The sequence below is a fragment of the Agrobacterium sp. A3-95 genome, from assembly GCF_053521785.1.
The window spans coordinates 179,814-204,748 of the sequence record NZ_JBNWDR010000005.1 but is presented as its reverse complement, the minus strand read 5'-3'; the positions used below and the strand labels follow the sequence as shown (position 1 = coordinate 204,748).

Annotated in this window: 19 protein-coding genes and 2 riboswitches; of the genes, 5 read left to right on the top strand and 14 right to left on the bottom strand. The window is 59.1% G+C overall.

The genetic code is table 11. The features are described 5' to 3' along the window. Positions 1-173: 173 nt before the first annotated feature. The gene (gene leuC / locus ACQZ5Y_RS15490) at positions 174-1,583 is read left to right on the top strand and encodes a 3-isopropylmalate dehydratase large subunit (RefSeq protein ID WP_113473322.1); all 1,410 of its coding nucleotides are present in this window, start codon (positions 174-176) and stop codon (positions 1,581-1,583) included. 61 nt (positions 1,584-1,644) lie between these two features. Here leuC and ACQZ5Y_RS15485 read toward each other — a convergent pair whose 3' ends face one another. From ACQZ5Y_RS15485 to ACQZ5Y_RS15455, 7 genes are all read right to left on the bottom strand, one after another. Continuing rightward, positions 1,645-3,105 (bottom strand): M48 family metalloprotease, encoded by a 1,461-nt coding sequence (locus ACQZ5Y_RS15485; RefSeq protein ID WP_025594597.1) that lies wholly within the window; start codon positions 3,103-3,105, stop codon positions 1,645-1,647. 307 nt (positions 3,106-3,412) lie between these two features. After that, positions 3,413-4,129 carry an ATP-binding cassette domain-containing protein gene (locus ACQZ5Y_RS15480; protein WP_174050147.1) on the bottom strand — a complete coding sequence of 239 codons (717 nt, stop codon included), beginning with the start codon at positions 4,127-4,129 and terminating at the stop codon, positions 3,413-3,415. Further along, positions 4,126-5,751: a thiamine/thiamine pyrophosphate ABC transporter permease ThiP gene (gene thiP / locus ACQZ5Y_RS15475; RefSeq protein ID WP_174050150.1), complete on the bottom strand. Its 1,626-nt coding sequence runs from the start codon at positions 5,749-5,751 to the stop codon at positions 4,126-4,128. Before thiP ends, ACQZ5Y_RS15480 begins: the two co-directional genes overlap by 4 nt. 19 nt (positions 5,752-5,770) lie before the next feature. Then, the gene (gene thiB / locus ACQZ5Y_RS15470) at positions 5,771-6,784 is read right to left on the bottom strand and encodes a thiamine ABC transporter substrate binding subunit (RefSeq protein WP_019566015.1); all 1,014 of its coding nucleotides are present in this window, start codon (positions 6,782-6,784) and stop codon (positions 5,771-5,773) included. Positions 6,785-6,822: 38 nt separating this feature from the next. Continuing rightward, a riboswitch (TPP riboswitch) is annotated at positions 6,823-6,933 on the bottom strand. A gap of 45 nt (positions 6,934-6,978) precedes the next feature. After that, entirely contained in the window at positions 6,979-7,371 is a 393-nt protein-coding gene (locus tag ACQZ5Y_RS15465; protein WP_065705148.1) for a VOC family protein, read from the bottom strand. 91 nt (positions 7,372-7,462) lie between these two features. Next, positions 7,463-9,289 carry an ABC-F family ATP-binding cassette domain-containing protein gene (locus tag ACQZ5Y_RS15460; RefSeq protein WP_174050153.1) on the bottom strand — a complete coding sequence of 609 codons (1,827 nt, stop codon included), beginning with the start codon at positions 9,287-9,289 and terminating at the stop codon, positions 7,463-7,465. A 4-nt stretch (positions 9,290-9,293) separates the two neighbouring features. Further along, entirely contained in the window at positions 9,294-9,947 is a 654-nt protein-coding gene (locus ACQZ5Y_RS15455) for a thiamine diphosphokinase (RefSeq protein WP_065659962.1), read from the bottom strand. 90 nt (positions 9,948-10,037) lie between these two features. Next, a riboswitch (SAM riboswitch) is annotated at positions 10,038-10,114 on the top strand. An 82-nt stretch (positions 10,115-10,196) separates the two neighbouring features. Here ACQZ5Y_RS15455 and metA point away from each other — a divergent pair. Together metA and ACQZ5Y_RS15445 are read left to right on the top strand one after the other, a co-directional pair. Further along, positions 10,197-11,123, top strand: coding sequence for a homoserine O-acetyltransferase MetA (gene metA, locus ACQZ5Y_RS15450; protein ID WP_003516567.1), 927 nt, complete (start codon positions 10,197-10,199; stop codon positions 11,121-11,123). A 74-nt stretch (positions 11,124-11,197) separates the two neighbouring features. Beyond that, complete coding sequence (locus tag ACQZ5Y_RS15445; RefSeq protein WP_025594609.1) at positions 11,198-12,217, top strand: aldose epimerase family protein; 1,020 nt, start codon at positions 11,198-11,200, stop codon at positions 12,215-12,217. Between the two features lie 15 nt (positions 12,218-12,232). Here ACQZ5Y_RS15445 and mtgA read toward each other — a convergent pair whose 3' ends face one another. Continuing rightward, complete coding sequence (gene mtgA / locus ACQZ5Y_RS15440) at positions 12,233-12,979, bottom strand: monofunctional biosynthetic peptidoglycan transglycosylase (protein WP_003516563.1); 747 nt, start codon at positions 12,977-12,979, stop codon at positions 12,233-12,235. 135 nt (positions 12,980-13,114) lie between these two features. Here mtgA and ACQZ5Y_RS15435 point away from each other — a divergent pair, with 135 nt between their 5' ends. After that, positions 13,115-14,029 carry a polyprenyl synthetase family protein gene (locus ACQZ5Y_RS15435; RefSeq protein WP_174050156.1) on the top strand — a complete coding sequence of 305 codons (915 nt, stop codon included), beginning with the start codon at positions 13,115-13,117 and terminating at the stop codon, positions 14,027-14,029. A gap of 32 nt (positions 14,030-14,061) precedes the next feature. On the opposite strand, the gene ACQZ5Y_RS15430 is transcribed toward ACQZ5Y_RS15435, so the two are convergent. The 6 genes from ACQZ5Y_RS15430 to ACQZ5Y_RS15405 all read right to left on the bottom strand — a co-directional run bounded on the left by ACQZ5Y_RS15430 (position 14,062) and on the right by ACQZ5Y_RS15405 (position 22,615). After that, positions 14,062-14,724: an OmpA family protein gene (locus tag ACQZ5Y_RS15430; RefSeq protein WP_019566011.1), complete on the bottom strand. Its 663-nt coding sequence runs from the start codon at positions 14,722-14,724 to the stop codon at positions 14,062-14,064. Positions 14,725-14,790: 66 nt separating this feature from the next. Next, positions 14,791-16,041 carry a flavodoxin-dependent (E)-4-hydroxy-3-methylbut-2-enyl-diphosphate synthase gene (gene ispG, locus ACQZ5Y_RS15425; protein WP_038492469.1) on the bottom strand — a complete coding sequence of 417 codons (1,251 nt, stop codon included), beginning with the start codon at positions 16,039-16,041 and terminating at the stop codon, positions 14,791-14,793. Between the two features lie 120 nt (positions 16,042-16,161). After that, positions 16,162-17,352 (bottom strand): MFS transporter, encoded by a 1,191-nt coding sequence (locus ACQZ5Y_RS15420; RefSeq protein ID WP_003516553.1) that lies wholly within the window; start codon positions 17,350-17,352, stop codon positions 16,162-16,164. 12 nt (positions 17,353-17,364) lie between these two features. After that, positions 17,365-18,165: a DeoR/GlpR family DNA-binding transcription regulator gene (locus tag ACQZ5Y_RS15415; RefSeq protein WP_174050159.1), complete on the bottom strand. Its 801-nt coding sequence runs from the start codon at positions 18,163-18,165 to the stop codon at positions 17,365-17,367. 144 nt (positions 18,166-18,309) lie between these two features. After that, entirely contained in the window at positions 18,310-21,771 is a 3,462-nt protein-coding gene (pyc, locus tag ACQZ5Y_RS15410; RefSeq protein ID WP_174050162.1) for a pyruvate carboxylase, read from the bottom strand. A gap of 106 nt (positions 21,772-21,877) precedes the next feature. Continuing rightward, complete coding sequence (locus tag ACQZ5Y_RS15405; RefSeq protein ID WP_003516548.1) at positions 21,878-22,615, bottom strand: LuxR family transcriptional regulator; 738 nt, start codon at positions 22,613-22,615, stop codon at positions 21,878-21,880. 337 nt (positions 22,616-22,952) lie between these two features. Here ACQZ5Y_RS15405 and ACQZ5Y_RS15400 point away from each other — a divergent pair, with 337 nt between their 5' ends. Next, a complete protein-coding gene (locus ACQZ5Y_RS15400; protein WP_013636948.1) occupies positions 22,953-24,716 on the top strand; it encodes a glucan ABC transporter ATP-binding protein/ permease in 1,764 nt (587 codons plus the stop codon). Positions 24,717-24,935: the final 219 nt, after the last annotated feature.

Sequence of the window (24,935 nt, the reverse complement as noted above, 5' to 3'; positions counted from 1 at the left end):
GGATGTCTCGCGCAGAATGTTTATGTGCTGCAGGACCACAAGCGTCTGCCGGCACGGTTTTTTGCGCGCATTTCCGGGGCGCTCAACAGCCGACTTAGGCTCGCCTGACAGCACCCGCTGTCCACCGCCTTACTGAACCCTGATTTTACCTTTCCATGACAAGGCATAGAGCCATGAGCGCACCCCGCACCTTATACGACAAGATCTGGGACGACCACGTCGTCAATCGTGACCCGGACGGAACCTGTCTTCTCTATATCGACCGTCACCTGGTCCATGAGGTGACGAGCCCGCAGGCCTTTGAAGGCCTGCGCATCGCCGGCCGTCCGGTCCATTCGCCCACCCGCACGCTTGCCGTCGTCGATCATAACGTGCCAACCACAGCCGACCGGCTGGAAGGCATCAAGAACGAGGAAAGCCGTATCCAGGTGGAAGCGCTTGCGCAAAATGCCAAGGATTTCGGTGTCGAATATTATTCCGAGCGCGACAAGCGTCAGGGCATCGTCCACATCGTTGGCCCGGAACAGGGCTTCACCCTGCCGGGCATGACGATTGTTTGCGGCGACAGCCACACCTCCACCCATGGTGCTTTCGGCGCGCTGGCGCACGGCATCGGCACGTCGGAAGTGGAGCATGTGCTGGCGACCCAAACGCTGATCCAGAAAAAGGCCAAGAACATGCTGGTGCGTGTCGATGGCAAGGTTCCGGAAGGCGTCACCGCCAAGGACATCATCCTCGCCATTATCGGCGAGATTGGCACAGCGGGCGGCACCGGCCATGTGATTGAATTTGCCGGTGAGGCAATCCGCTCGCTCTCCATGGAAGGCCGCATGACGGTTTGCAACATGACCATCGAGGGCGGCGCCCGTGCAGGTCTGATCGCGCCTGATGAGACCACCTTTGACTACATCAAGGACAAGCCGCGCGCACCAAAGGGCGTGACGTTGGAACAGGCCATCGCCTACTGGAAAACGCTGAAATCCGATGAGGGCGCCCATTACGACAAGATCGTGGTGCTGGACGCCGCCAATCTGCCGCCGATCGTCTCCTGGGGCTCATCGCCTGAGGACGTGACGTCCGTCGAGGGCATCGTTCCCAATCCGGATGATATCGAGGAAGAAAACAAGCGTACTTCCAAGTGGCGTGCGCTGGATTATATGGGCTTGAAACCCGGTACGCGCATCACCGATATCGCCATCGACCGCGTTTTCATCGGCTCCTGCACCAATGGCCGTATCGAGGATTTGCGCGCAGCGGCAAAGATCGTCGACGGCCGCAAGGTCGCGCCCACCGTCTCGGCCATGATCGTGCCCGGCTCCGGTCTCGTGAAGGAGCAGGCGGAAAAGGAAGGTCTGGACAAGATTTTCCTCGAAGCCGGTTTCGAATGGCGCGAACCGGGCTGCTCCATGTGCCTTGCCATGAATGACGACCGCCTCAAGCCTGGCGAACGTTGCGCCTCCACCTCGAACCGCAACTTCGAGGGCCGCCAGGGCTATAAGAGCCGCACCCACCTCGTCTCCCCCGCCATGGCAGCGGCGGCGGCCATCGCCGGTCATTTCGTCGATGTGCGCGAGTGGCGGTAATTATCGATAACGTCTGAAACGAAAAACCCCGGATCACAATCCGGGGTTTTTTGTTAGCATCTCATTCCGCAATGATCTTCACCCGCTGGCCGGGCTGAAGCGTGGCGGTGGCGCTCATCGCATTCATCATGCGGAACATGTCGAGCTTGCGGTCGGTCCCCATCATACGTGCGGCAATCGTTGCCACGGTTTCACCGGGCTTGACCGTCACCACGCGCACGCGCAGAGGTTTTAACGATGCGATCTCCTGCGGCGTCATCTTGCGGAAACTCGTTCGCAACACGTTGGCGATGGAATCGAGCTGCGTGTTCCCCTTCGGCACGGCCGTCAGGAAGCGGAATATCTGCTGACCGACACGGATGACGGTAACGTCAAAGTCCCATTTGTCCGCCGTCGCACGGGCTGTCGCAGCCTCCAGACCGTTGATCTGCGTTTCCTTCACGGTTTCCGGCATTAGGCCGGCAACCCAGCCGCTGGTCAAGTAATTGGCAAGAGTGGTCTGTTTCGGATCGGCCACGCCGTCGAAACGGATCGCCACATCGCCCGGACCCGTCGCAAGAACGGCCTCGACCTTGTTGTCGATGACGAAACCTTCCGGCACATCGAAACGGATACCGAGCGTTCCGTGCAGGAAGGTCTGGCCTCGGACATAACCCTCCTGCGGGCTGTCGCCGTAAAGCAGGCCATCTATGCCATCCAGAAACCAGTCGCGACCACGATCCCCGACCTGACCGTCCTGACCGAAGGCGCGGGCATGCCGGCGTGCAAGCTCGATGCGCTGCGGCGTGTTGGGGTGGCTGGAAAGAAAGTCGAGGCTCTGGTCATTTTCGGGATCAGCCGAGGAGAAACGCGCATAGGCTGCCATGGAATCCAGAAACCGCGGCGATGCGAAGGGGTCGTAGCCGGCCTCACCCAACATGCGCACACCAATCACGTCTGCCTGCAATTCCTGCTGGCGCGAAAAAGCCGCAAGCCGCAGCTTGCCGCGCGCAAGCGCCTGTTTGCCGGCGAGATCGCTCGACAGAACCTCGGCGACCACACGGCTTGCAATCACCTCCGCCTCTTCCCGGCGCTGGCGCTCGATGCCGTGGTTTGCGGTAACGTGGCCCATCTCATGCGAAAGCACGGCGGCCACTTCCGATGCATCGTTGGCGAGTGCCAGAAGCCCGCGCGTCACGTAAAGATACCCCCCCGGCAGCGCAAAAGCGTTGATAGCAGGCGAGTTGAGGATGGTGATGCGATAGGATTGCTGCGGATTTTCCGAAACAGCCGTCAGCGCGCCGGCAATACGGGCGACAAGCCGCTCCGTCTTGGCATCACGATATTCGCCACCATAACTCGCCACAATACGCGGATGTTCGCGCGCGCCCATCTGCGCACGGGGATCATTCTTCTGCACCTCTTCCACGGTCTGCGGATTGTCCGAAGGCCGCAAGGTGGACTGGTAGGCCGGGCTGAAGAGAGACTGACACGATGACAGGAATACGGCAGACGCCGTCAGCACGGAACACACGGCAGCCATCCTGCCCGAACGGCGAAGGCCTGAACGGGAGAAAAGCCTCCACTGCGCAGTCATGCTATTTCTCATTCTCTATGCCTGCCCCTAACGTTCCTGATCATCCGTTAATTGCAGACCAGAATAACAGATTCGCCCCAACGAGCCATGAATGTCGAAACGGTAAAAACGATCCATCAAGTCCGGAATATTCCTGAAGAACGCAATAATTCTCGTCTTTTCTCGGGCAACGACTTGAAACTGGCAAGTGCAAATTAACGCCATTGAAGTTATCTAAAGCGATTGCCAGCGGCACGCGTCGAAAATAAGGCGATCAGCCGTTCAGAAAACTGTCGACCGCCTTCACATTTTGTGTGGCGAAGAAATCTGTGGTCGAGCCCGCATAGACAACGCGGCCACGATCAAGAAAAACCACCCGCTGCGCCAGCTTTTTTATGTCGTCTGGATGGTGCGTAACAATAATCGCCGTATTTTTTGTTTCGGCATGCAAGTCGAGAAGCAGGGAGGTCATGCCCGCCCGCAGCCCCGGATCTAGGGCCGCGAAAGGCTCGTCCAGCAGCATGACCGGTTTTTTCCGGACCAGCGCACGCGCCAGCGCCGCCCTTTGCCTTTCCCCGCCGGAAAGCGTGCCCGGCAAACGTTTGTCAAAACCCGCAAGACCAACGCGTGTGAGCGCCACGTCGATCCTCTGCCTGTCTTCCGCCCCCAGCTGCAGCCCGGGGCTGATGCCGAGCGCGACATTGGTGAAGATATCGAGATGGGCGAAAAGATTATTATCCTGGAAGATCGAAGAGACCGGTCGCTCGGAAGGATCGAGCGCCTTCATGTCCCGCCCGCCGATCAGGACGCGCCCGGAATCGGGCAATTCAAAACCGGCAATGAGATTGAGGAGCGTCGACTTGCCAGAACCGGAGGCACCGACGACGGCGGTCATCTGGCCTTGCGGGAATGTACAATCGAGATCGAAATCCTGCGTTCCGAGCCGCAGCCTGACCTTGTCCAGCCCCACGGCGAATTCGTCACCCGTCATATGCTCGCCCTTGCTGATTGGGATTGCCGTGAAACGCCGCCCGCGGCAAGCAACAGGCAGACGATGCCAAGGATGAACGCGTATCCGGCGGCATCATTGGTGCGGTAGCTGCCCATATTGCTATAGACCAGCCATGGCAAGGTGATGAAATTTTCCGATCCGAACAGGGCAACCGCCCCGAGATCACCGAGCGACAGGGCCATGGCAAAGGAAAATGCCATCAGCAGCGGCCGCCGCAGAACCGGCAGATCGGCGAACCGCAGCCGCGTCAATCCCTGAAGCCCAAGGCTGGCGGAGAGCCGGGACGTGCGTAAAAAATGACTGGTAAAGGCTGGCTCCAGCACCCGCATGGCAAGCGGCAACGCCATCAGCATGTTGATGAGTGCCACGAGAACGGGAGCATAAAAACTGACATCTCCAAAGGGCCGCAGCAACAGGAACCACCCGCTTCCCAGCACGACGGGCGGCACCAGCAGCACCAGCGATGACCCCGCCCCGAGCGTGGCGGACAAAAGGCGCAAGGGTTGAGCCGCGTGCCGTTTGGAACCCACGGCCTGTCGCGCACCGATGATCGCAAAGCAGCAGAGCACGACGAGAGTTGCGGAGAACGCAGCGATTGCAAGGCTGGTCGCCGCCGCACGCAGGAAGATCGGCGCTGACAAAAGACGCGGCAGATCGGCCCCCAAACCCGAGACGGTTATGGCAACAAGCGGCAGGCCGACCAGCAGAACCGCAAAAATGATTGCCGCTCCGTCCCACAGGCGCGCGCCAACACTCTTGCCGTCGAAACGGCGAACAGGGCGGCCAAGCGAGGCAATTTCCGCCTCGGGCGATGGCAAAAAGGCAAGAAGGCCGAGCAGAACTGCTGTGACTGCAATCTGCAAAACCGAAAGCGCGATTGCCCGTTGCGGATCGAAATCAAACCGCAGCGCCTGATAGATTGCGACCTCAAGTGTCGTCGCCGCCGGTCCACCGCCCAGCAGAAGCACTAGCGTGAAGCTGGTGGCGCACAGCATAAAGACAAGCCCGGCAATACCGGGAACAAGCCGCGAGACGGCCGGCCACTCGATGAAGCGGAAAACCGAAACCGGCCCTATGCCAAGACTTGCTGCCATCCGCCAATATTCGCCCGGAATCCGCTCCAGCCCGGCCAGCATCAGCCGCACCGCAAGCGGCAGATTGAAAAACACATGGGCGATGAGAATGCCGGAGAGGCCGTAAATACTGAAGGGCTGCTCCGCACCGGCAAAAACAAGGGCAGTATTCAAAACACCCTGCCTGCCCCAGATCGTGATAATGCCGAAGGCGCCGACGATGACCGGCAGCCCCATCGGCACAGCCATCAACCTGATAATCCAAATCCGCCCCGGAAAATCCTGTCTGCGGGAGAGCGCAAGCGCCACCGGCAGTCCGAGAACAATGGAAAGAACAGTGGACAACGTTGCCTGATAGAGCGTGAAGCGCAGGATGCGCAGCGTGTAGGCATCCACGATTCCGGCGGCGGATGTGCCGGCATCGAAAGACAGGAGTGCTGAGACAGCAAGCGCCATGAACAGGAAAACGGCGGCAAACGCCGCCGTTCCGCCAATGATCGACCATCTGTAGTCGCGACGCAGCATCATGCGCGGGCGTGCCTCTTGCTCAGTTCATGCTCATGGCCGCAAGCCATTCGTCGATCCAGGCCTTGCGGTTCTTCGCCACCTCTTCCGGGTCCATCAGGAAGGTCTTCTGCGGTACGACGAGTTTGGAAAATGCCTCGGGCAGGGGCGTGGACGTTGCCGCGACCGGCATCATCCAGTTGTTTTCCGGAATGGCATCCTGAAATCCTGATGTGAGCGTGAAAGCGAGGAACTGCTTCGCCAGTTCCTTGTGCGGCGCGTTTTTGAGAAGGCCGGAAACCTCGATCTGGATGTAGTGCCCCTCGGAAAAACCCGCGGCCTGATAGCGATCCGTCTTTTCCGAGACCATGTGATAGGCAGGCGACGTGGTGTAGGAGAGCACCATCGGCACCTCACCCTTGGTGAAAAGGCCATAGGATTCCGACCAGCCCGGCGTGACGGTTAGAATGCGCTTCCGGAGCTTCGCCCAGGCTTCCGGTGCCTTGTCGCCGTAAACGGACTTCACCCAGAGGAGCAGGCCAAGCCCCGGCGTGGAGGTGCGCGGGTCCTGAATGGCGATTTTCTGTGAAGGATCGCCGTCCACCAGATCCTTCAGGCTCGTCGGCGGATTTTTTATCGTCTGCGTGTCGTAGACAACGGCGAAATGACCGTAGTCGTAAGGGACGAAAACGTCGTCCTTGTAACCGCCCGGCACCTTGGCCGCCGATGCATCGATACCGCTGATATCGAAGAGGCCGGTCTGTTTCGCTTCCGCGACCAGATTGGTGTCGAGACCAACAACGACATCCGCCTTCGACGCCGCCCCTTCAAGCTTCAGGCGGTTGAGCAGCGCCACGCCATCCGCCACACCGACGAAATTGACCGTGCAATTGCACACCTTCTCGAAGGCCTCTTTCACCTTGGGGCCGGGACCCCATTCGGAAACGAAGCTTTCATAGGTATAGACGGTCAGTTCCTGTCTGTCCTGAGCAGTGGCAATACCGGGCAGAAACAACGAAACGGCAACGAGGGAATTCAAGAAAAGACGACGGCGCACGGGTATCTCCTCAAAAAACGAAAAGGGAAATAGCCGCTTGCCTTAAGCCGTCTAATCCCTCCGCCGGTATGAACCGGATCAGGTTCTTCGGGTTGGCAAGCCTCTCAGCCTTTTGCACGCAAGCACAAAAGACACCCCGTTAGATCAAGATGATGATGTAGTCCCGCTGTCTCTGATTGGCAAGATGGCTGCCGTCAGGCCTGCTGCACCATGTGCACCAGTTCCCAGACATGGCCGTCGGGATCCTGAAAACTACCGGCATACATGAAACCGTGATCCTGAACCGGTTTCCAGGTGTTGCCACCGGAGGCAAGCGCCGTTTCGATCATCCGGTCGATTTCCTCACGGCTTCCCGCTGTGAGACAGGTCAGGACCTCGGTGCTGCGTGTGGCGTCGGCGATATCGCCATTGATGAAATCGCGAAAACGCTCCTCCTGAAGAAGCATCACGAAGATGTTCTCCTCAACGATCATGCAGAGCGTGCGGTCATCCGAATATTCCGGATTGAAGGTGAAACCGAGAGCCGTGAAGAAGCTTCTCGATGTCTCGATATTCTTGACCGGCAGATTGACGAAGATCATGCGCATTTTGTGAACTCCTCCGAACCCGCACAGGAAACGGCAATTCCACCTCCCTGTCAAAGGTGGATGAGACCTCAGTCAAGAAATCGCGACCAAGTCACCCTTCAATTTCCTCGCGCAGCATCTCCAACTCCAGCCATTCCTCTTCCATGGCTTCGAGCTTTTCGCGCAGCTTCGTCATTTCCTGCGCCAGCGTATTGAAGGTAGCCGGGTCCTTGGTGAACAGATTGGGATCGGCCATGCGCTGCTCACGCTTGGCGATTTCGCCCTGCGCCTTCTCCATTTCCTTTGGAAGGTTTTCGAGCGCAAATTTTTGCTTGAAGGAAAGCTTGCCCTTGGCCTTTGAAGGGTCCTGCGACGCGGAGGCGGAAGGGGCGGTCTTTGCCTTTTCCTGCTTCTCCGCCTTGCGCTTTTCTTCTGCGGCACCCTTGCGTTGCGCCATCATGTCCGAATAGCCGCCGGCATATTCGATCCAGCGTCCATCAGGCTGGTCCGGATTGGCGGGCGCGATTGTGGAGGTGACGGTACGGTCGAGGAAGTCGCGGTCGTGGCTGACGAGAATGACCGTGCCGGAAAAGCCCGCAACGATTTCCTGCAACAGATCGAGCGTTTCGATATCGAGATCGTTGGTCGGCTCGTCAAGGATCAGCAGGTTGGTAGGCCGCGCCAGAATGCGCGCAAGAATAAGACGGGCGCGCTCACCACCGGAGAGGTTGCGGATGGGCGTGCGGGCCTGTTCCGGCTGGAACAGGAAGTCCTTCATGTAACCCGTCACATGTTTCAACTCGCCATTGACCAGCAAATTGTCGCCGCGACCGTCGGTGAGGTAATGAGCGAGCGTATCGTTTGGATTGAGATCCTCACGCTTCTGGTCAAGCGTCGCGATCTCCAGATTGGTGCCGAGCTTTACCGTGCCGCTATCGGGCTGAAGCTGGCCGGTCAGCATCTTCAAAAGCGTTGTCTTGCCGGCACCGTTCGGCCCGACGAGACCGATGCAATCACCGCGATGCACCCGCAGCGAAAACGGCGCGATGATCACGCGCTCGCCGTAAGACTTGGTGATTGCGTCTGCCTCGATGACCAGTTTGCCGGATTCCCGCACCTCCGCAGCCGTCGCCTGCACGCTGCCCTGCGGTCTCTTGTGGCCGCGATAGTCCGCACGCATTGCCTGAAGCTCGCCCACGCGGCGCATGTTGCGCTTGCGTCTCGCGGTCACGCCGTAACGCATCCAGTGTTCTTCACGCTCGATGGCCTTGCCGAGCTTGTGCTGCTCCAGCTCTTCCTCTTCCAGCACCTTGTCGCGCCATTCCTCGAAATGCGCAAAACCGCGATTGAGACGACGGGACTGGCCGCGATCCAGCCACACGGTCGAGGTCGAAACCTTCTCCAGAAAACGCCTGTCGTGCGAGATCAGCACCAGCGCGCTACGCGTCTGCTGCAACTCGCCTTCAAGCCATTCGATGGTGGGCAAGTCCAGATGGTTGGTCGGCTCGTCCAGCATCAGAATATCGGGTTCAGGCGCCATGACGCGGGCAAGGGCCGCACGCCGCGCTTCGCCGCCGGACAGGCTATCCGGATGTTCCTGTCCCGTCAGGCCCAGATGCTCGAGAATATAGGTAACGCGATAGGGATCGTCGCCAGGTCCCAGCCCCGCCTCGGCATAGGCCTGCACGGTGTCGTAACCGGCAAAATCCGGCGCCTGTTCCAGATAACGGATGGTGGCGGAGGGGTGACGGAAAACCTCGCCCGACTGCGCCTCGACCAGACCGGCGGCGATCTTCATCAGGGTCGACTTGCCCGAACCGTTGCGTCCGACAAGGCAGATGCGGTCGCCCGGCTCCACCTGAAGATTGGCGCCGTCGAGCAGCGGGGTCACGCCGAAGGTCAGCTTGATGTCATCGAGTTTCAAAATTGGGGGTGCCAAGGCGTCAGGCTCCGGTCAGATCATAAGGGCGGGCGAGCACGATGGCTTTTCCGCTTTTCAGCGAGAAATGCACAGGGCCGCCATTCGCGACATTGGAAATAGTGCGGGAAGAGCCGAAAGCAAGCGGGAAATCCTTGAGAGGATAACGCACATTGCCGATATCGAGCCCCACAAGGTCGGTAAACCCGGCAACGGAAAACAGCGCACCGGGAGGCAGATCAAGATCGAACGACCCTGCCAGCAGCGGGCGGGCCTCCTCTTCGCCGGAGGTCAGCGTAACGTTGAGACCACGCTCAGTAAGCGCCACCGCGTAAAGAAGGTGCTGAAGTGCGTGGTCGCTTCTCGCTCCACCAAGCGCACCGGCAAGCACCAGAGAACGCGCGCCGCGGGCAAGTGCCTCCGACACCGCAATTTCGCCATCGGTCACAGCCTTTGCAGCGGGATAGGGCTGTCGCACCACATCGGGCCAGGCGTTCAGCAGGTCCTTGTCGGTGGAATCGAAATCCCCCACCCAGAGCTCGGGAGTGAGCCCGAGCGGTGCGGCATGGCGCATGCCGCCATCGGCCGCAATCACACGGCTACCCTCAACCGCCGCTTTGAGGCGGTCGGTAACGGTGACATCGCCGCCAAGCAGAATGGTGAAGCGTTCTCTATCCATGCCCTGCCTTATCGCACCTCAGGCAAAAATGGAAAGGCAGAAACCCGATGAAATCAGCCGATATTGATTTTCGTCGGCTTCGGGATTATGAAACGCCTCAGTGGTGATTTGCCGACCGGCTTGCAGCCACTTTAAAGAAGTCGCTAAAGGGTCGAGGAAAAGGGTAATTTCCTGGGACCGGCTGCGATTTCGCTGCCGGTTTTTTTGTTTTCGCAACGTTCTTTACGTCATCCGAAAAGAGAGTTCGACATGCCGATCAAGATTCCCGATACGCTTCCCGCCTTCGACACCCTCGTTCATGAGGGCGTGCGGGTCATGACAGAAACGGCGGCCATCCGGCAGGATATCCGCCCGCTCCAGATCGGGCTTCTCAATCTCATGCCGAACAAGATCAAGACGGAAGTGCAGATGGCGCGCCTCGTCGGCGCATCGCCGCTGCAGGTGGAGTTTTCGCTGATCCGCATTGGCGGCCATCGTGCCAAGAATACGCCGGAAGAGCACCTTCTGTCCTTCTATGAGACATGGGAGGAAGTGCGCCACCGCAAGTTCGACGGTTTCATCATCACAGGCGCGCCCATCGAGATGCTTGACTATGAAGACGTCACCTACTGGAACGAGATGCAAAAGATTTTCGACTGGACGCAAACCAACGTCCATTCGACGCTGAACGTCTGCTGGGGCGCGATGGCCGCCATCTACCATTTCCATGGTGTGCCGAAATACGAACTGAAGGAAAAGGCTTTCGGTGTCTATCGTCACCGCAATCTCTGCCCCTCGTCGATATATCTCAACGGTTTTTCCGACGACTTTCAGGTTCCGGTCTCACGCTGGACGGAAGTGCGCCGCGCCGACATCGAAAAACACCCGGAACTCGAAATCCTGATGGAGTCAGAGGAAATGGGCGTATGTCTGGTGCATGAAAAAGAGGGCAACCGCCTCTATATGTTCAACCACGTCGAATATGATTCAACCTCGCTTTCGGATGAATATTTCCGCGATGTGAACTCGGGCGTCCCAATCAAGCTGCCGCATGATTATTTTCCGCACAATGATCCGGAGCTTGCCCCGCTCAACCGCTGGCGCAGCCATGCCCATCTGTTTTTCGGCAACTGGATCAACGAGATATATCAGACGACGCCTTATGACCTCGAAGCAATCGGCAAACTAGCGGCGTAAATTGCGGGATTGCGAATTGCCGGAAAATGACGCAACGTCCGCCGGCAATTCAAAGATATCGGGAGAATGACGCAATGAGCGACGCGGCGGCACGGGAGAATTTCGGTTTCACGGCAACCGGCGAAAAGGTTGAGCGCGTCACCATCTCGAGGGGCGGGCTGACGGCCAAGGTTATCACTTGGGGCGCCGTCATTCAGGACCTACGCCTCGATGGGCACCAGCCGCCGCTCGTTCTCGGCTTCGATACATTCGAGGACTACAAATATTCATCCTATTTCGGCGCCACACCCGGCCGCAACGCCAACCGTATCGGTGACGGAAAATTCTCGATCGACGGGCACGAATACCAGCTGGAACTGAACGAAAAAGGCGTCAGCCACCTGCATGGCGGCAGCGACGGGATGGGCAAACGTAACTGGATGCTGATGGAACACGGCGAAAGCCATGCGGTTCTGCAGATCATCGATCCCGACGGCCGCGCCGGTTATCCCGGCAATTGCACGGTGACCGCGACCTATACGATCCGCGACGGCGGCGTGCTTTCGGTGGTCTATGAAACGGTGACCGACCAACCGACCATCGCCAATATCTGCCAGCATTCCTATTTCAACCTCGACGGTGCTGATACCGCACTTGGACATGAGATCAGCATCGCCGCTGACTTTTATCTGCCAACCAACGACAAACAGATCCCGACAGGCGAAATCCGCTCCGTCGAAGGCACCGTCTTCGACCTGCGCCACCCGACGCCGATGCGGCGAACGGAGGATGGCGAGCAGGTGCTCTACGACCATAATTTCTGCCTTTCGCCCGAGCGTCGCGCCAAGCGCAAGGTTGCCCGCGCCTATTCGCCCGCCTCCGACATTGCCCTTGAGGTTCACACCACCGAACCCGGCGTGCAATTCTATTCAGCCTTCAAGCTGAATGTTCCCGTTCCAGGCCTCGATGGCCGCCATTATGGCCCATTTGCCGGTTTTTGTCTGGAAACGCAGATATGGCCTGATGCCGTCAATCATCCCGATTTCCCCTACGCGATCCTGCGTCCCGGCGAGACCCTGCGTCAGGAAACCGACTATATTTTCAAGAAGGGTTGAGGCGGCGGGCTGGGCTCAGTCCAGCACGCATCCCACATAACCGCCCGATGCTCGGGCACGCCGTTCGATAAGGCCGGCAAGCCGTTGCAAACCACGCCCCGGCTTGCTGGCAACGCGATCGATGGGATTGGGCAGAGAAACGGCAAGCAGTGCCGCCTGGCGGGAGCTGAGCTTTGCCGCCGGTACCTTGAAATGGTGCTGTGCTGCTGCCTCGATGCCGTAAATGCCGGGTCCCCATTCCGCAACGTTGAGATAAATCTCCATCATCCGTTTTTTGGACCAGACGAAATCGGCAGCAATCGCCAGCGGCAACTCCAGCCCCTTGCGCAAGAACGAGCGACCGTTCCAGAGGAACAGGTTCTTGGCCGTCTGCATGGGAATGGTGCTGGCGCCACGGGTGGACGCGCCTTCGAGCGCATTGTTGACGACGGATTGCATCTGGTTCCAGTCAACGCCGCCGTGGAAACAGAATTGTCCGTCCTCGGACATCATTACGGATTGCACAAGGCGCGGCGAAATATCCTCGAGCGGCACCCAGCGCCGGTCATAACCCTGAAGTGTCACCAGATCGGCAAGCATCAGCGTCGAGACCGGCCGCATGAAAGGCAGGGCGTAAACCGGGATCAGCAGATAGGGCAGGATCAGCAACGCCAGCAAGGTCATGATGATACGCTTTGCCAACGTGCGAAAATCCACCTTCGGACTGCTCCGGTCTTCCGCCAGCACGGCGTAATCTGCGTCGCTTTCAGGCGTACTACTCAATATTCGTCAAAGCCCCGCACCAATCGAAGCCTTTCATATTCCATTGCCGCCTTCAAGGCGAGTCCGGTCAAACAGTTGACCTCAGGAATCACGAAAAGGTTGCCTGGCCCCGCGCGCCATGCCAAAGAGCGCGGCATGGACGCTCAGATGACGAATTTCGAAACGAAGCTGCGCGATAACGCGGCACAGACCGAATCCCTGCTTGGTCGCCTGCTTTCCGCAGAGGCGCGTGCGGATGAGATTACGCGCCCGCAAAACCTGCTCGACGCCATGCGTCATGGTGTGCTGAACGGCGGCAAACGCCTGCGGCCCTTCCTCGTCATAGAAAGCACGGCCTTGCTCGGCGGAAATGCCGAAGCAGCCCATTATGTCGGTGCCGCGCTGGAATGCCTGCATTGTTACTCGCTGGTGCACGACGATCTGCCAGCGATGGATGACGACGACCTGCGCCGCGGCCAGCCGACAGTGCACCGCAAATTCGACGAGGCGACCGCCATTCTCGCAGGCGACAGCCTGCTGACACTCGCCTTCGACATTATCGCGTCGGACGAAAATCCTCTTGAGGCAGACCGCAAGGCGGCTCTCGTGCTCTCGCTCGCCCGCGCCGCAGGCATCGGCGGCATGGCGGGCGGTCAGGCGCTCGATCTGGCTGCGGAAAAGAACGCACCTGATGAGGCCGGCATTATTACGTTGCAGGCTATGAAAACCGGTGCGCTGCTGCGCTTCGCCTGCGAGGCAGGCGCGATCATCGCCGGCAGCGATGTTTCCGAAAGGCAAAGACTGCGCCTCTTCGGTGAAAAGATCGGCCTTGCCTTCCAGCTTGCCGACGATCTCCTGGATCTGACCGCCGATGCCGCTACCATGGGCAAGGCAACCGGCAAGGATGCCGCACGCGGCAAGGGAACGCTGGTGGCACTACGCGGTGAAGACTGGGCGCGCCTCAAGCTTCAGGAACAGGTGGCGGGAGCCTCCGAACTTCTGGCCCCCTACGGCGAAAAGGCCGCGATACTCATCGCGGCCGCCAGATTCATCGCCGAACGGAAAAGCTGAGCCGGTTTCCCGGCTCACCGTTTTTCAGCCAATCAGCCCTTGAGCGGCGAAATCAGCACTTCGACACGACGGTTCTGGGCGCGGCCATCCGGCGTTGCGTTCGAAGCGATCGGCTGCGAGGGGCCGAAGCCGAGCGTCGAAATACGGCGCTGGTCGACGCCGCGTGCGCCGAGATAATTTGCAACAGACGCCGCACGACGCTCGGAAAGCGCCTGGTTGTGCTGCTGGCTGCCGGTGGAGTCGGTATGGCCGTTGATGTCGATGAGCGTGCGGTTGAACTTGTTCAGCACGATGGCGACGGAATCGAGTGTCTGATAGAAGGGCGGGATGACCTGATCCTGATCCGTCGCGAAGGTGATGTTCGACGGCATGTTGAGAACGATGCTGTCGCCACGGCGGCTAACGGAAACGCCAGTGCCCTGAAGCTGGGCGCGAAGCTCGGATTCCTGACCATCCATGTAATTGCCGATTGCGCCACCGGCGAGTGCACCGATGCCGGCGCCGATGAGGGCTGCGTTGCGGCGACCGACCGGCGAACCGCCGACAGCCAGACCACCGAGAGCACCGACGACAGCGCCGATACCAGCGCCGCCCGCCGTGTTCGACATCTTCTGCTCACCCGTATAGGGATCGGTGGTGGTGCAGGCGGAAAGATAGGTCCCGCAAAGGGCAACGATCGCGATTTTTTTGATCATGTGTTTTGATGCTCCGAAGGGTTCAGGCGGTATGACAGTGGAATTTCGGCATTTTCACGGTAGTTTTTACTCCGCCGCATCTTTCCGGCCAAAACGCTTTTCGATGTAATCGATCACAAGCGCTTCAAAATCCGCGGCGATGTTGGGACCGCGCAGGGTGAGCGCCTTCTCGCCATCGATGAAGATCGGTGCAGCGGGGCTTTCGCCGGTTCCGGGCAGTGAAATGCCGATATCGGCATGTTTGCTTTCGCCGGGGCCATTAACGATGCAGCCCATGACAGCAACATTGAGCGCTTCCACACCGGGATATTTTTCACGCCAGATCGGCATGTTCTTGCGAATGTCATTCTGGATATTCTGGGCAAGTTCCTGAAAGACGGTAGAGGTGGTGCGCCCGCAGCCGGGACATGCCGCAACCACCGGAATGAACTGGCGGAAACCCATGACCTGCAGCAATTCCTGCGCCACCTGCACCTCGCGGGTGCGGTCGCCGTTCGGCTCCGGCGTCAGCGAGACGCGGATCGTGTCGCCAATACCGTGCTGCAGCACATAACCCATGGCAGCAGACGAGGCGACGATGCCCTTGGAACCCATGCCGGCTTCGGTAAGACCGAGATGCAGTGCGTGGTTGGAACGTTCCGACAGCATCGAATAAACGGCAATCAGGTCCTGTACCTGGCTGACCTTGGCAGACAGGATGATGCGATTGCGCGGCAGGCCGATTTCTTCGGCAAGCTCTGCGGAAATCAGTGCCGACTGGACTATGGCTTCGCGGGTGACCTGACGGGCAGAGAGCGGAAAACCCTGCTCCTTGTTCTTGTCCATCAGCGTCGTCAGCAATTCCTGATCGAGCGACCCCCAGTTCACGCCGATGCGAACCGGCTTGTCATAACGGATCGCCATTTCGACGATTTCGCCGAACTGCTTGTCCTTCTTGTCCTTGAAGCCGACATTGCCGGGATTGATGCGGTATTTCGCCAGTGCTTCGGCACAGGCCGGATGATCGGCCAGAAGCTTGTGGCCTATATAGTGGAAATCGCCAATCAGCGGCACGTCCATGCCAAGGCGCAGCAGCCGTTCGCGGATTTTCGGCACAGCGGCAGCGCTCTCATCGCGATCGACGGTGATGCGCACCATTTCAGAACCGGCCTGGAAAAGTGCCGCCACCTGCTGCACGGTGGCGTCGATATCCGCCGTGTCGGTATTGGTCATGGATTGTACGACGACAGGCGCACCGCCACCCACGATGACGCCCCCTACGTCGACGGCAACGGATGCACGGCGGGGCTTTGGATCGTAATCGGCGTGTGACGTCATGGCGGTCTCTGGAGCTTGCGGCAAGGTCTGGCAATTGAGGTGAAACAAGGGGGCCTGCTTGTCAACACCCAACGCATAAGAGCTTCTACTTTACCGCAATCATGGCAAAATTCGAGACGCCTATTCCTTGCCCGCACCATCCGCATGCCGGGCGAGCCGCGAAAGCAGCAAAACCACCACATGCAACAACGGCAGAGCGAGAAATACGCTGGCAAGGCCGGTATGTTCGGCAATGAAGCCGATGGCCGAGGGTGCTACCAGAATCCCGGAATAACCCATGGTGGTGACGACCGACAGGCCGATGCCGGGTGCCAATCCCGGCATGTTCCCCGCCGCCGAAAAGGCGATCGGCACCATGTTGGAAATACCGATGCCGGCAATCGCGAAGCCGATGATCACAAACGTGGAATTTCCCGCAAGACCCGCAATCAGAAGGCCCGCAATCGACATGACCGAGCAGAACCGCAGGGTATTGACCGCGCCGAACCGGTCGCGCACCAGATCGCCGGCAAAACGCATGGCCGCCATGGTCATGGAAAAGGCCGCGAAAGCAAAACCGGACTGGGACACGGAAGCGCCGAGTTCATTGCGCAGATAAAGGGCACCCCAATCGAGGATCGCGCCTTCCGGAATCATCGAAAACAGCGCCATCAGACCGATAATCCACGGCAAGGGCGTCAGCGGCAAGCGACCTTTCGGACGCTCCTCCTCGGCATGCGGGCGATCCGCAAGAACGCGCGGCCACGCGACGACGAGCAAAACAAGGGCGATGACCGTCAACGCGATCGCATGCCCCTGCACGCCAATGGCCGTGATGAGATAACCGCCAAGACCGGCGCCGATCAGGCCGCCCAGGCTCCAGAAAGCATGGCACGACGACATGATGGCGCGGCGCATGTCACGCTCGACCGCCACCGCATTGGCGTTCATGGCGACATCCATCGCCCCTGTCAGCCCACCGAACAGGAAAACCGCAATCACACCCGCCCAGATCGTGTCTGCCCAGGAGATGAAAAGCAGTGTCGGCAAGAAAATAGCCGCACTCGCAAGGCTGACCGTTCGCGATCCGAAACGGGCGATCTGGGAACCGGCGATCGGCATGAAAACCAGCGAGCCGACGCCGAAAACCAGAATGATCAGGCCAAGCGCACTTTCACTGAGGGATAACCGCGCCGCAAATTCCGGTATTTTGGGCGCCCACGATCCCATCATGAAACCGTTCATCAAAAACAGCAGGGATACACCGAGCCTGTGCCGCGTCAGATAGGACGAGCGCTTGACCGTCGGCGAAAATGTCGTGGGGCCGTTCATCGGTAATATCCTTCAGACTTGACCGTGAGAGAGTTGGACGGCGTCATCGCCGCCGAAATGAACTTGTACGCCTTTAGCCGACAGCGCCTCGACCAATGTGCGGTCGGCGTCATGTTCCAGCACCAGGGAAAGAGGCGGAGAAAAGTCGTGCACGTGAAACGCCGCCTTGTGGCCCAGCTTTTCCGTGGTGATGGCGGCAACAATCCGCTGGCTGGCGCTGCAGGCAAGCCGCTTGAACACGGCATCCTCGAAAATATCCGCCGACAGGCCGGTCTCAGCCGCAACACCGCAAACGCCAAGAATACACAGCTCGGGCCGCATCAGCTCGAGTTGCCGCAACGCCATGGCGTCGATGGCCGCACCGACGGCCGGATCGACCTTGCCGCCGATCATGATCAAAGCGATATCGGCGCGCCCCGTGAGTTCAGCGGCAATAGCAGGCGTATTCGTTACCACCGTCAATTTGAGACCGGCGGGGATAGCCCTTGCAATGGCCAGATTGGTGGAGCCGGCATCGATGAAGACGACCATGCCCGGCTCAAGCAGCGGAATTGCTGCGCGTGCCAACGAAGCCTTGCGATCGGCATCCTCGGTGATCCGTGTCTTCAGCGGCACCGTCTTGCTATCGGAAAGCAACGCCCCGCCATAGACGCGCAGACACTCCCCGCGCGCCGCCATATCCCGCAGATCCCGGCGGACCGTGTCTTCCGAAACGCCGAAATTCTGGGCGAGATCCTGCGCAAGCACGCGGCCGCTTTGCCGCAACTGTGCAAGGATGAGCGCCTGCCGCTCGCTGACAAAATGATCGCTCATCGGGACTCATGCATAAACAGGAACAAACGTGCACGAACATGCATATTTGAGTTTTAGCGAAGGTGCAACAGCAAAACGCCCGCCGGGAGGGCGGGCGTTTATAATGAAAGACAAAATATCGCGGCTAGCGATGCCGTGTGGGCATCATTCCGCGTAAGCGATCAGCAGATCCTTTGCGTCGATCTGGTCACCCGGGCGCACGAGAACCTCGGCGACCTTGCCATCGCGTTCGGCGTGAAGCGCAGTTTCCATCTTCATGGCTTCGATGGAGAGCAGCACGTCGCCGGCCTTGACCTCCTGACCCTGGTTGATGAAGACGCGGCTGATCACGCCCGGCATCGGCGCACCAATATGTGTGCCATTGCCGAGTTCCGCTTTGCGGCGCACCGCAGAGCCGGATGCGCCATGAGCGCGATCCGGCACCTTGATGCGGCGCGGCTGGCCGTTGATCTCGAAGAACACCGTCACCATGCCCTTATCGTCAGTGCCTGAAGAGGCCTGATTGACGATGACCAGCGTTTTGCCGCGCTCAATATCGGCAAACAGCTCTTCACCGTCCTCCATGCCGTAGAAATACGCATGGGTGGGAAGCACGGAAACCGGACCGTAGGTTTCGGATGTCAGCGCGAAATCGGTGAACACCTTCGGATACATCAGATAGGATGCGAATTCGAAGTCGTTCACGGAACGCTCGAGTTTGGTCTCGATCGCCTTTCTCTCCGCATCGAGATCGGCATCCGGCAGCAATGAGCCGGGACGAACCGTATAGGGCGCGTCACCCTTCAGCGCCTTTTTCTGCAGGGCTTCCGGCCAGCCGCCTGGCGACTGCCCAAGATCGCCCTTCAGCATCGAAACCACCGAGTCCGGGAAGGACACTTCGCGATCAGGATTTTCCACGTCGGCGACCGTCAGATCCTGGCTCACCATCATCAGCGCCATATCGCCGACAACCTTGGAGGACGGCGTGACCTTGACGATATCGCCGAACATCCGGTTGGCGTCGGCATAGGCCTGCGCGACCTCGTGCCAGCGGCTCTCAAGACCGAGCGAGCGCGCCTGCTCCTTGAGATTGGTGAATTGCCCACCCGGCATTTCATGCAGATAGACTTCCGAGGCAGGGCCCTTCAGATCGCTTTCGAAAGCCGCATACTGGTTGCGCGCCGACTCCCAGTAGAAGGAGATGCGGCGGATCCATTCCGTATCGAGACCCGTATCGCGTTCCGATCCGGCCAGCGCTTCCACGATGGAACCGAGGCAGGGCTGGGACGTGTTGCCCGAAAGCGCATCCATGGCGGCATCCACCGCATCCACGCCCGCATCGACGGCGGCAAGCACGGTCGCAGCCGCAATGCCGGATGTGTCATGCGTGTGGAAATGGATAGGCAGGCTGGTCGCCTCCCGCAGCGCCTTGAACAGCACCTTGGCAGCGGCAGGCTTCAGAAGTCCCGCCATATCCTTGACGGCGATGATATGCGCGCCTGCACGCTCCAGCTCGGCGGCGAGGTTGGTATAATATTTCAGGTCGTATTTTGGACGCGCAGAATTGAGGATATCGCCCGTGTAGCAGATGGCCGCTTCGCAGAGCTTGTTCTCCTCGGCGATCGCATCCACCGATACGCGCATATTCTCCACCCAGTTCAGGCAGTCGAACACGCGGAACAGGTCGATACCGCCCTTCGCAGCCTGACGGACGAAATATTTCACGACATTGTCTGGATAGTTCTTGTACCCGACGCCGTTCGCACCGCGCAGCAGCATTTGCAGCAGCAGGTTCGGCGCACCCTCGCGGATCAGCGCCAGGCGCTCCCACGGGTCTTCCGTCAGGAAGCGCATGGAAACGTCGAAAGTGGCGCCGCCCCAGCACTCCAGAGACAGAAGCTGCGGCAAGGCCTTGGCATAGACGCTTGCGACGCCGGCAATGTCATGGGTACGCATGCGCGTGGCCAGCAGCGACTGATGGCCGTCGCGCATCGTTGTGTCCGTTACCAGCACCCGCTTTTCGTTGCGCATCCAGTCGGCAAAGCCCTTCGGCCCCAGCCGGTCGAGCAATTGCTTGGTGCCATCAGGCGTCGGCGCATCGATGTAGGGAACCACCGGCTGTGCCGCATTTGCCGGTGGCTTAACGCGGCCCTTGGTTTCCGGATGCCCGTTCACCGTCACATCGGCAAGATAGGTGAGCAGCTTCGTAGCGCGGTCCTGACGCTTGACCTGTGCAAACAGCTCCGGCGTCGAATCGATGAAGCGGGTCGTATAGGTGTTGTTGCGGAAACTCGCATGGCCAATGATGGCCTCGAGGAAGGTGAGGTTGGTCGCAACACCGCGAATTCGGAATTCGCGCAGCGCGCGGTCCATGCGGCTGATCGCTTCATCCGGCTGCGGCGCCCAGGCCGTTACCTTCACCAAAAGCGGATCGTAATAACGGGTGATGATCGCCCCCGAATAGGACGTCCCGCCATCCAGACGAATGCCGAAGCCGGACGCCGAGCGGTACGCCGTTATACGGCCGTAGTCGGGAATGAAATTGTGCTCCGGGTCTTCCGTGGTGATACGGCACTGCAGCGCATGGCCGTTGAGGCGGATATCCTCCTGTTTCGGCACACCCGATTCCGGCGTGCCGATGGCGGCCCCTTCCAGAATATGGATTTGCGCCTTGACGATATCGATGCCGGTCACGACTTCGGTGACGGTATGCTCCACCTGAATGCGCGGATTGACCTCGATGAAGTAGAATTTGCCGGTATCGACATCCATCAGATATTCGACCGTGCCGGCGCCGATATAATTGGTCGCAGCCGCGATCTTCAAGGAATAGGCGGCCAGTTCCTGACGCTGCGCTTCGCTGAGATAGGGTGCCGGCGCGCGCTCAACCACTTTTTGATTGCGGCGCTGGATCGAACAATCGCGCTCGAACAGATGCACGACATTGCCGTGGGTATCACCGAGAACCTGGCTCTCGACGTGGCGGGCGCGCTCGAGCAGCTTTTCGAGATAGACCTCGTCCTTGCCGAAAGCGGCCTTCGCCTCGCGCTTGGCCTCGGTGACCTCGCGTGCCAGATCCTCCTTTTTGCGGATGGCGCGCATGCCGCGACCGCCGCCGCCCCAGGAGGCCTTCAACATCACGGGATAACCGATCTCTTCGGCCAGCCGCTCCACCTCGGCCATATCGTCCGGCAGCGGCTTGGTTGCAGGAACAACGGGAACATTGACCGAGATCGCCAGATTGCGGGCGGCAACCTTGTTGCCGAGCTGGCGCATCGTATCCGCCGTCGGTCCGATGAAGGTGATGCCAGCCTTGTTACAGGCCTCAACGAATTCGGGGCTTTCGGACAAAAGGCCGTAACCGGGATGGATCGCGTCCGCGCCGGAAAGTCTGGCCACGCGGATGACCTCCTCAATCGAAAGATAGCTCTCGATCGGTCCCATATCCTTGGCGAGATGCGGACCCCTGCCGACCTGATAACTTTCATCCGCCTTGAAGCGGTGCAAAGACAGCTTGTCCTCTTCCGCCCAAATGGCGACGGTTTTTATCCCCAGCTCGTTCGCTGCCCGGAAAACTCGGATCGCAATTTCGGATCGGTTGGCAACAAGTATTTTCGATATTTTCAAGACGGTCTCCCCACACGCCAAAACAGAATTTCTGCTGCACTGCGGAATTAAGCAGCAAAACCCGGTCTTGAAAAGGGCAATTCGGGAGAGAAGCGTACTGTCGTAACTAGCTCAGCAAGCCGTTGCGAAAGGCGAGTGCTACAGTATGCTGCCTGTTCTTGGCGCTGAACCGACGCTGGATTCCATTGATATACCAGTCGACCGTGTGATTGGAGATCGATAGCTGGCGTCCAATTTCGGTTGAGGTCATGCCATCAGCCATCAGCGTCAGAACTTCCATTTCCCGCCTTGTAAGTTCAAGAGCGGAAACATTCGGCGCGTTGTTGAGGTTATGGACCTGGCCTGAAAGATCGAGCAGACGCCAGAACACCGCGCGCGTGGCCGCATCCAGCAGCTCAACGTGCAACGAGGGCAATTGCCGGTCCTCGCCGCCAAGGAACACCGCGCCGATGAATCCCGCGCGCCCGTGCACCGGAAAGGCATACCCACCCTGCAGACCGTAACGGCCGGCATCGTGAAAAAACACATTCGCCCTTTTTCGATGCATCGCGCGGGGCAGGCCCTCAAGCGCCTCTTTCCACTGAAACGGCTTGTGCACCATGCCGATCACCTTACGGACGGGATCGACAAGATTATATTTCTTGGCGCGGTAGACCTCGATCCACCCTTCCGGGAGATGTTGTGCGAGAATCTGGCCGGTGGAAGCAAGCTCCCCGGTCATCCGCCGGCTGACGAGGAAATATTCGAAACCATATTCGCGAATAAGTGTTACAAATTCGGAGCGAACACGATCAGCGTTTCCCGCCTGGTAGCACGCAGAGATGAAGTGAAGAATATCATGCATAAAGACACATGCCCGGAGCTTGGCTGGAAGGGATGACATGAAGGACATGGTCCCACGAGTACGTCATGTTACTCGGGCGCCGGTCGGTTCAGACTGAACATATCGTCGTTAGCAATCCCTGAAACGAACATGCAAAATCTTGTGACGGCGTCCCCTAGAAACATCGGGTTCAGTTTTTTTTCGGTTCGCACGCGTGCTCGGTTTGTTAAGCCGCCATTCAGACTGAAAGAGCGATAATTACACAAATTTCGCCGTCTCATGCAACCTTGCTAAAACAGCATTGTATTGAGACCGAACAATCAACCGCTCGAAACAGACGCTGGACTGGATTGAAAATTTGACTTTGTTTCAGGTTTACACACGCGCCCTGCGCTATCTGACCGTACATAAATGGCGGGTGTTGATCGTTGTCATCGCCAACATCATTCTTGCAGCGATCACCATTGCCGAACCCGTGCTGTTTGGACGGATCATCGACGCCATCTCCTCCGGCTCCGATGTCACGTCCATCCTCATCCTGTGGGCGGGTTTCGGCGTCTTCAACACCGTGGCTTATGTCGCTGTCGCCCGCGAGGCCGACCGGCTGGCCCACGGTCGCCGCGCGACCCTGCTGACGGAAGCCTTCGGCCGGATCATCTCCATGCCGCTCTCCTGGCACCATCTGCGCGGCACCTCGAACGCGCTGCATACGCTTCTGCGCGCCAGCGAGACGCTGTTCGGCCTGTGGCTCGAATTCATGCGCACGCATCTGGCGACTTTCGTCGCACTCGTACTGCTTATTCCGACAGCCATTGCCATGGACCTGCGCCTCAGCTTCGTCCTGATCGGTCTTGGCATCGTCTACTGGTTCATTGGCAAGTGGGTGATGGGCCGCACCAAGGATGGCCAGGCTTCGGTCGAGGAGCATTATCACAGCGTTTTTGCCCATGTCAGCGATTCCATCAGCAACGTGTCCGTCCTGCACAGCTACAACCGCATCGAGGCTGAAACGAAGGCGCTGAAATCCTTCACCGAAAAACTGCTGAGCGCCCAATATCCGGTGCTCGACTGGTGGGCTTTCGCAAGTGCCTTGAACCGCACTGCGTCGACCGTTTCGATGATGATCATCCTCGTCATCGGCACCGTGCTGGTGAAGAACGGCGAATTGCGCGTCGGTGACGTCATTGCCTTCATCGGTTTCGCCAATCTTCTCATCGGCCGTCTCGATCAGATGCGTCAGTTCGTGACCCAGATTTTCGAGGCGCGCGCAAAGCTCGAGGATTTCTTCGTGCTGGAGGATTCCGTCAAGGAACGGGAAGAACCGGGCGACGCCCGCGAATTGTCAAATGTCTCCGGCACCGTGGAGTTCCGCAACGTCAATTTCGGTTTCGCCAACACCAAGCAGGGCGTCCACGACATCTCGTTTACGGCCAAGGCCGGCCAGACGATTGCCATCGTCGGACCGACGGGCGCGGGCAAGACCACGCTCATCAATCTTCTGCAGCGTGTCTATGATCCGGATTCAGGCCAGATTCTGATCGATGGAACCGACATCTCGACGGTGACGAAGAACTCGCTCAGAAACTCCATCGCCACGGTGTTCCAGGATGCCGGCCTTCTCAACCGCTCCATCCGCGAAAACATCCGCCTTGGTCGCGAATCTGCTACCGACGCGGAGGTCGTGGAAGCAGCAGCAGCTGCTGCTGCGACGGATTTCATCGACAGCCGTATCACCGGCTACCTGACCCAGGTGGGTGAACGCGGCAACCGCCTGTCCGGTGGCGAGCGCCAGCGTATCGCCATTGCGCGTGCTATCCTGAAGAACGCTCCCATCCTGGTCCTTGACGAGGCAACCAGCGCGCTGGACGTGGAAACGGAAGCACGGGTTAAGGCCGCCGTGGACGCGCTGAGAATGAACCGCACGACCTTCATCATCGCCCACCGCCTTTCCACGGTGCGCGATGCCGATCAGGTGCTGTTCCTCGATCAGGGCCGTATCATTGAAAAGGGCACGTTCGACGAGCTCAGCCAGCGTGGCGGACGCTTCACCTCGCTGCTGCGCACCAGCGGCCTGCTGACAGAGGACGAGGGCCAGCCCCGGCCGAAAGCCATCGCCTCCTGACACTCTGGCTTACGGAATATAATAAGGGCGGGCACCGTGGTGTCCGCCCTTTTTCTTTGTCCGTTTTCCAAGGTCTGCGAAGCTGCAGACATGTGCCTTGATAATGCAGGAAAGGGCCAAGCCTTAGCCTTAGCCTTAGCCTTGGCCTTGGCCTTGGCCATCAGCATTCAGCGATAAAACAGCGCAGAAACATGGCTCTGTAAAACTGCTCTGCCTGCG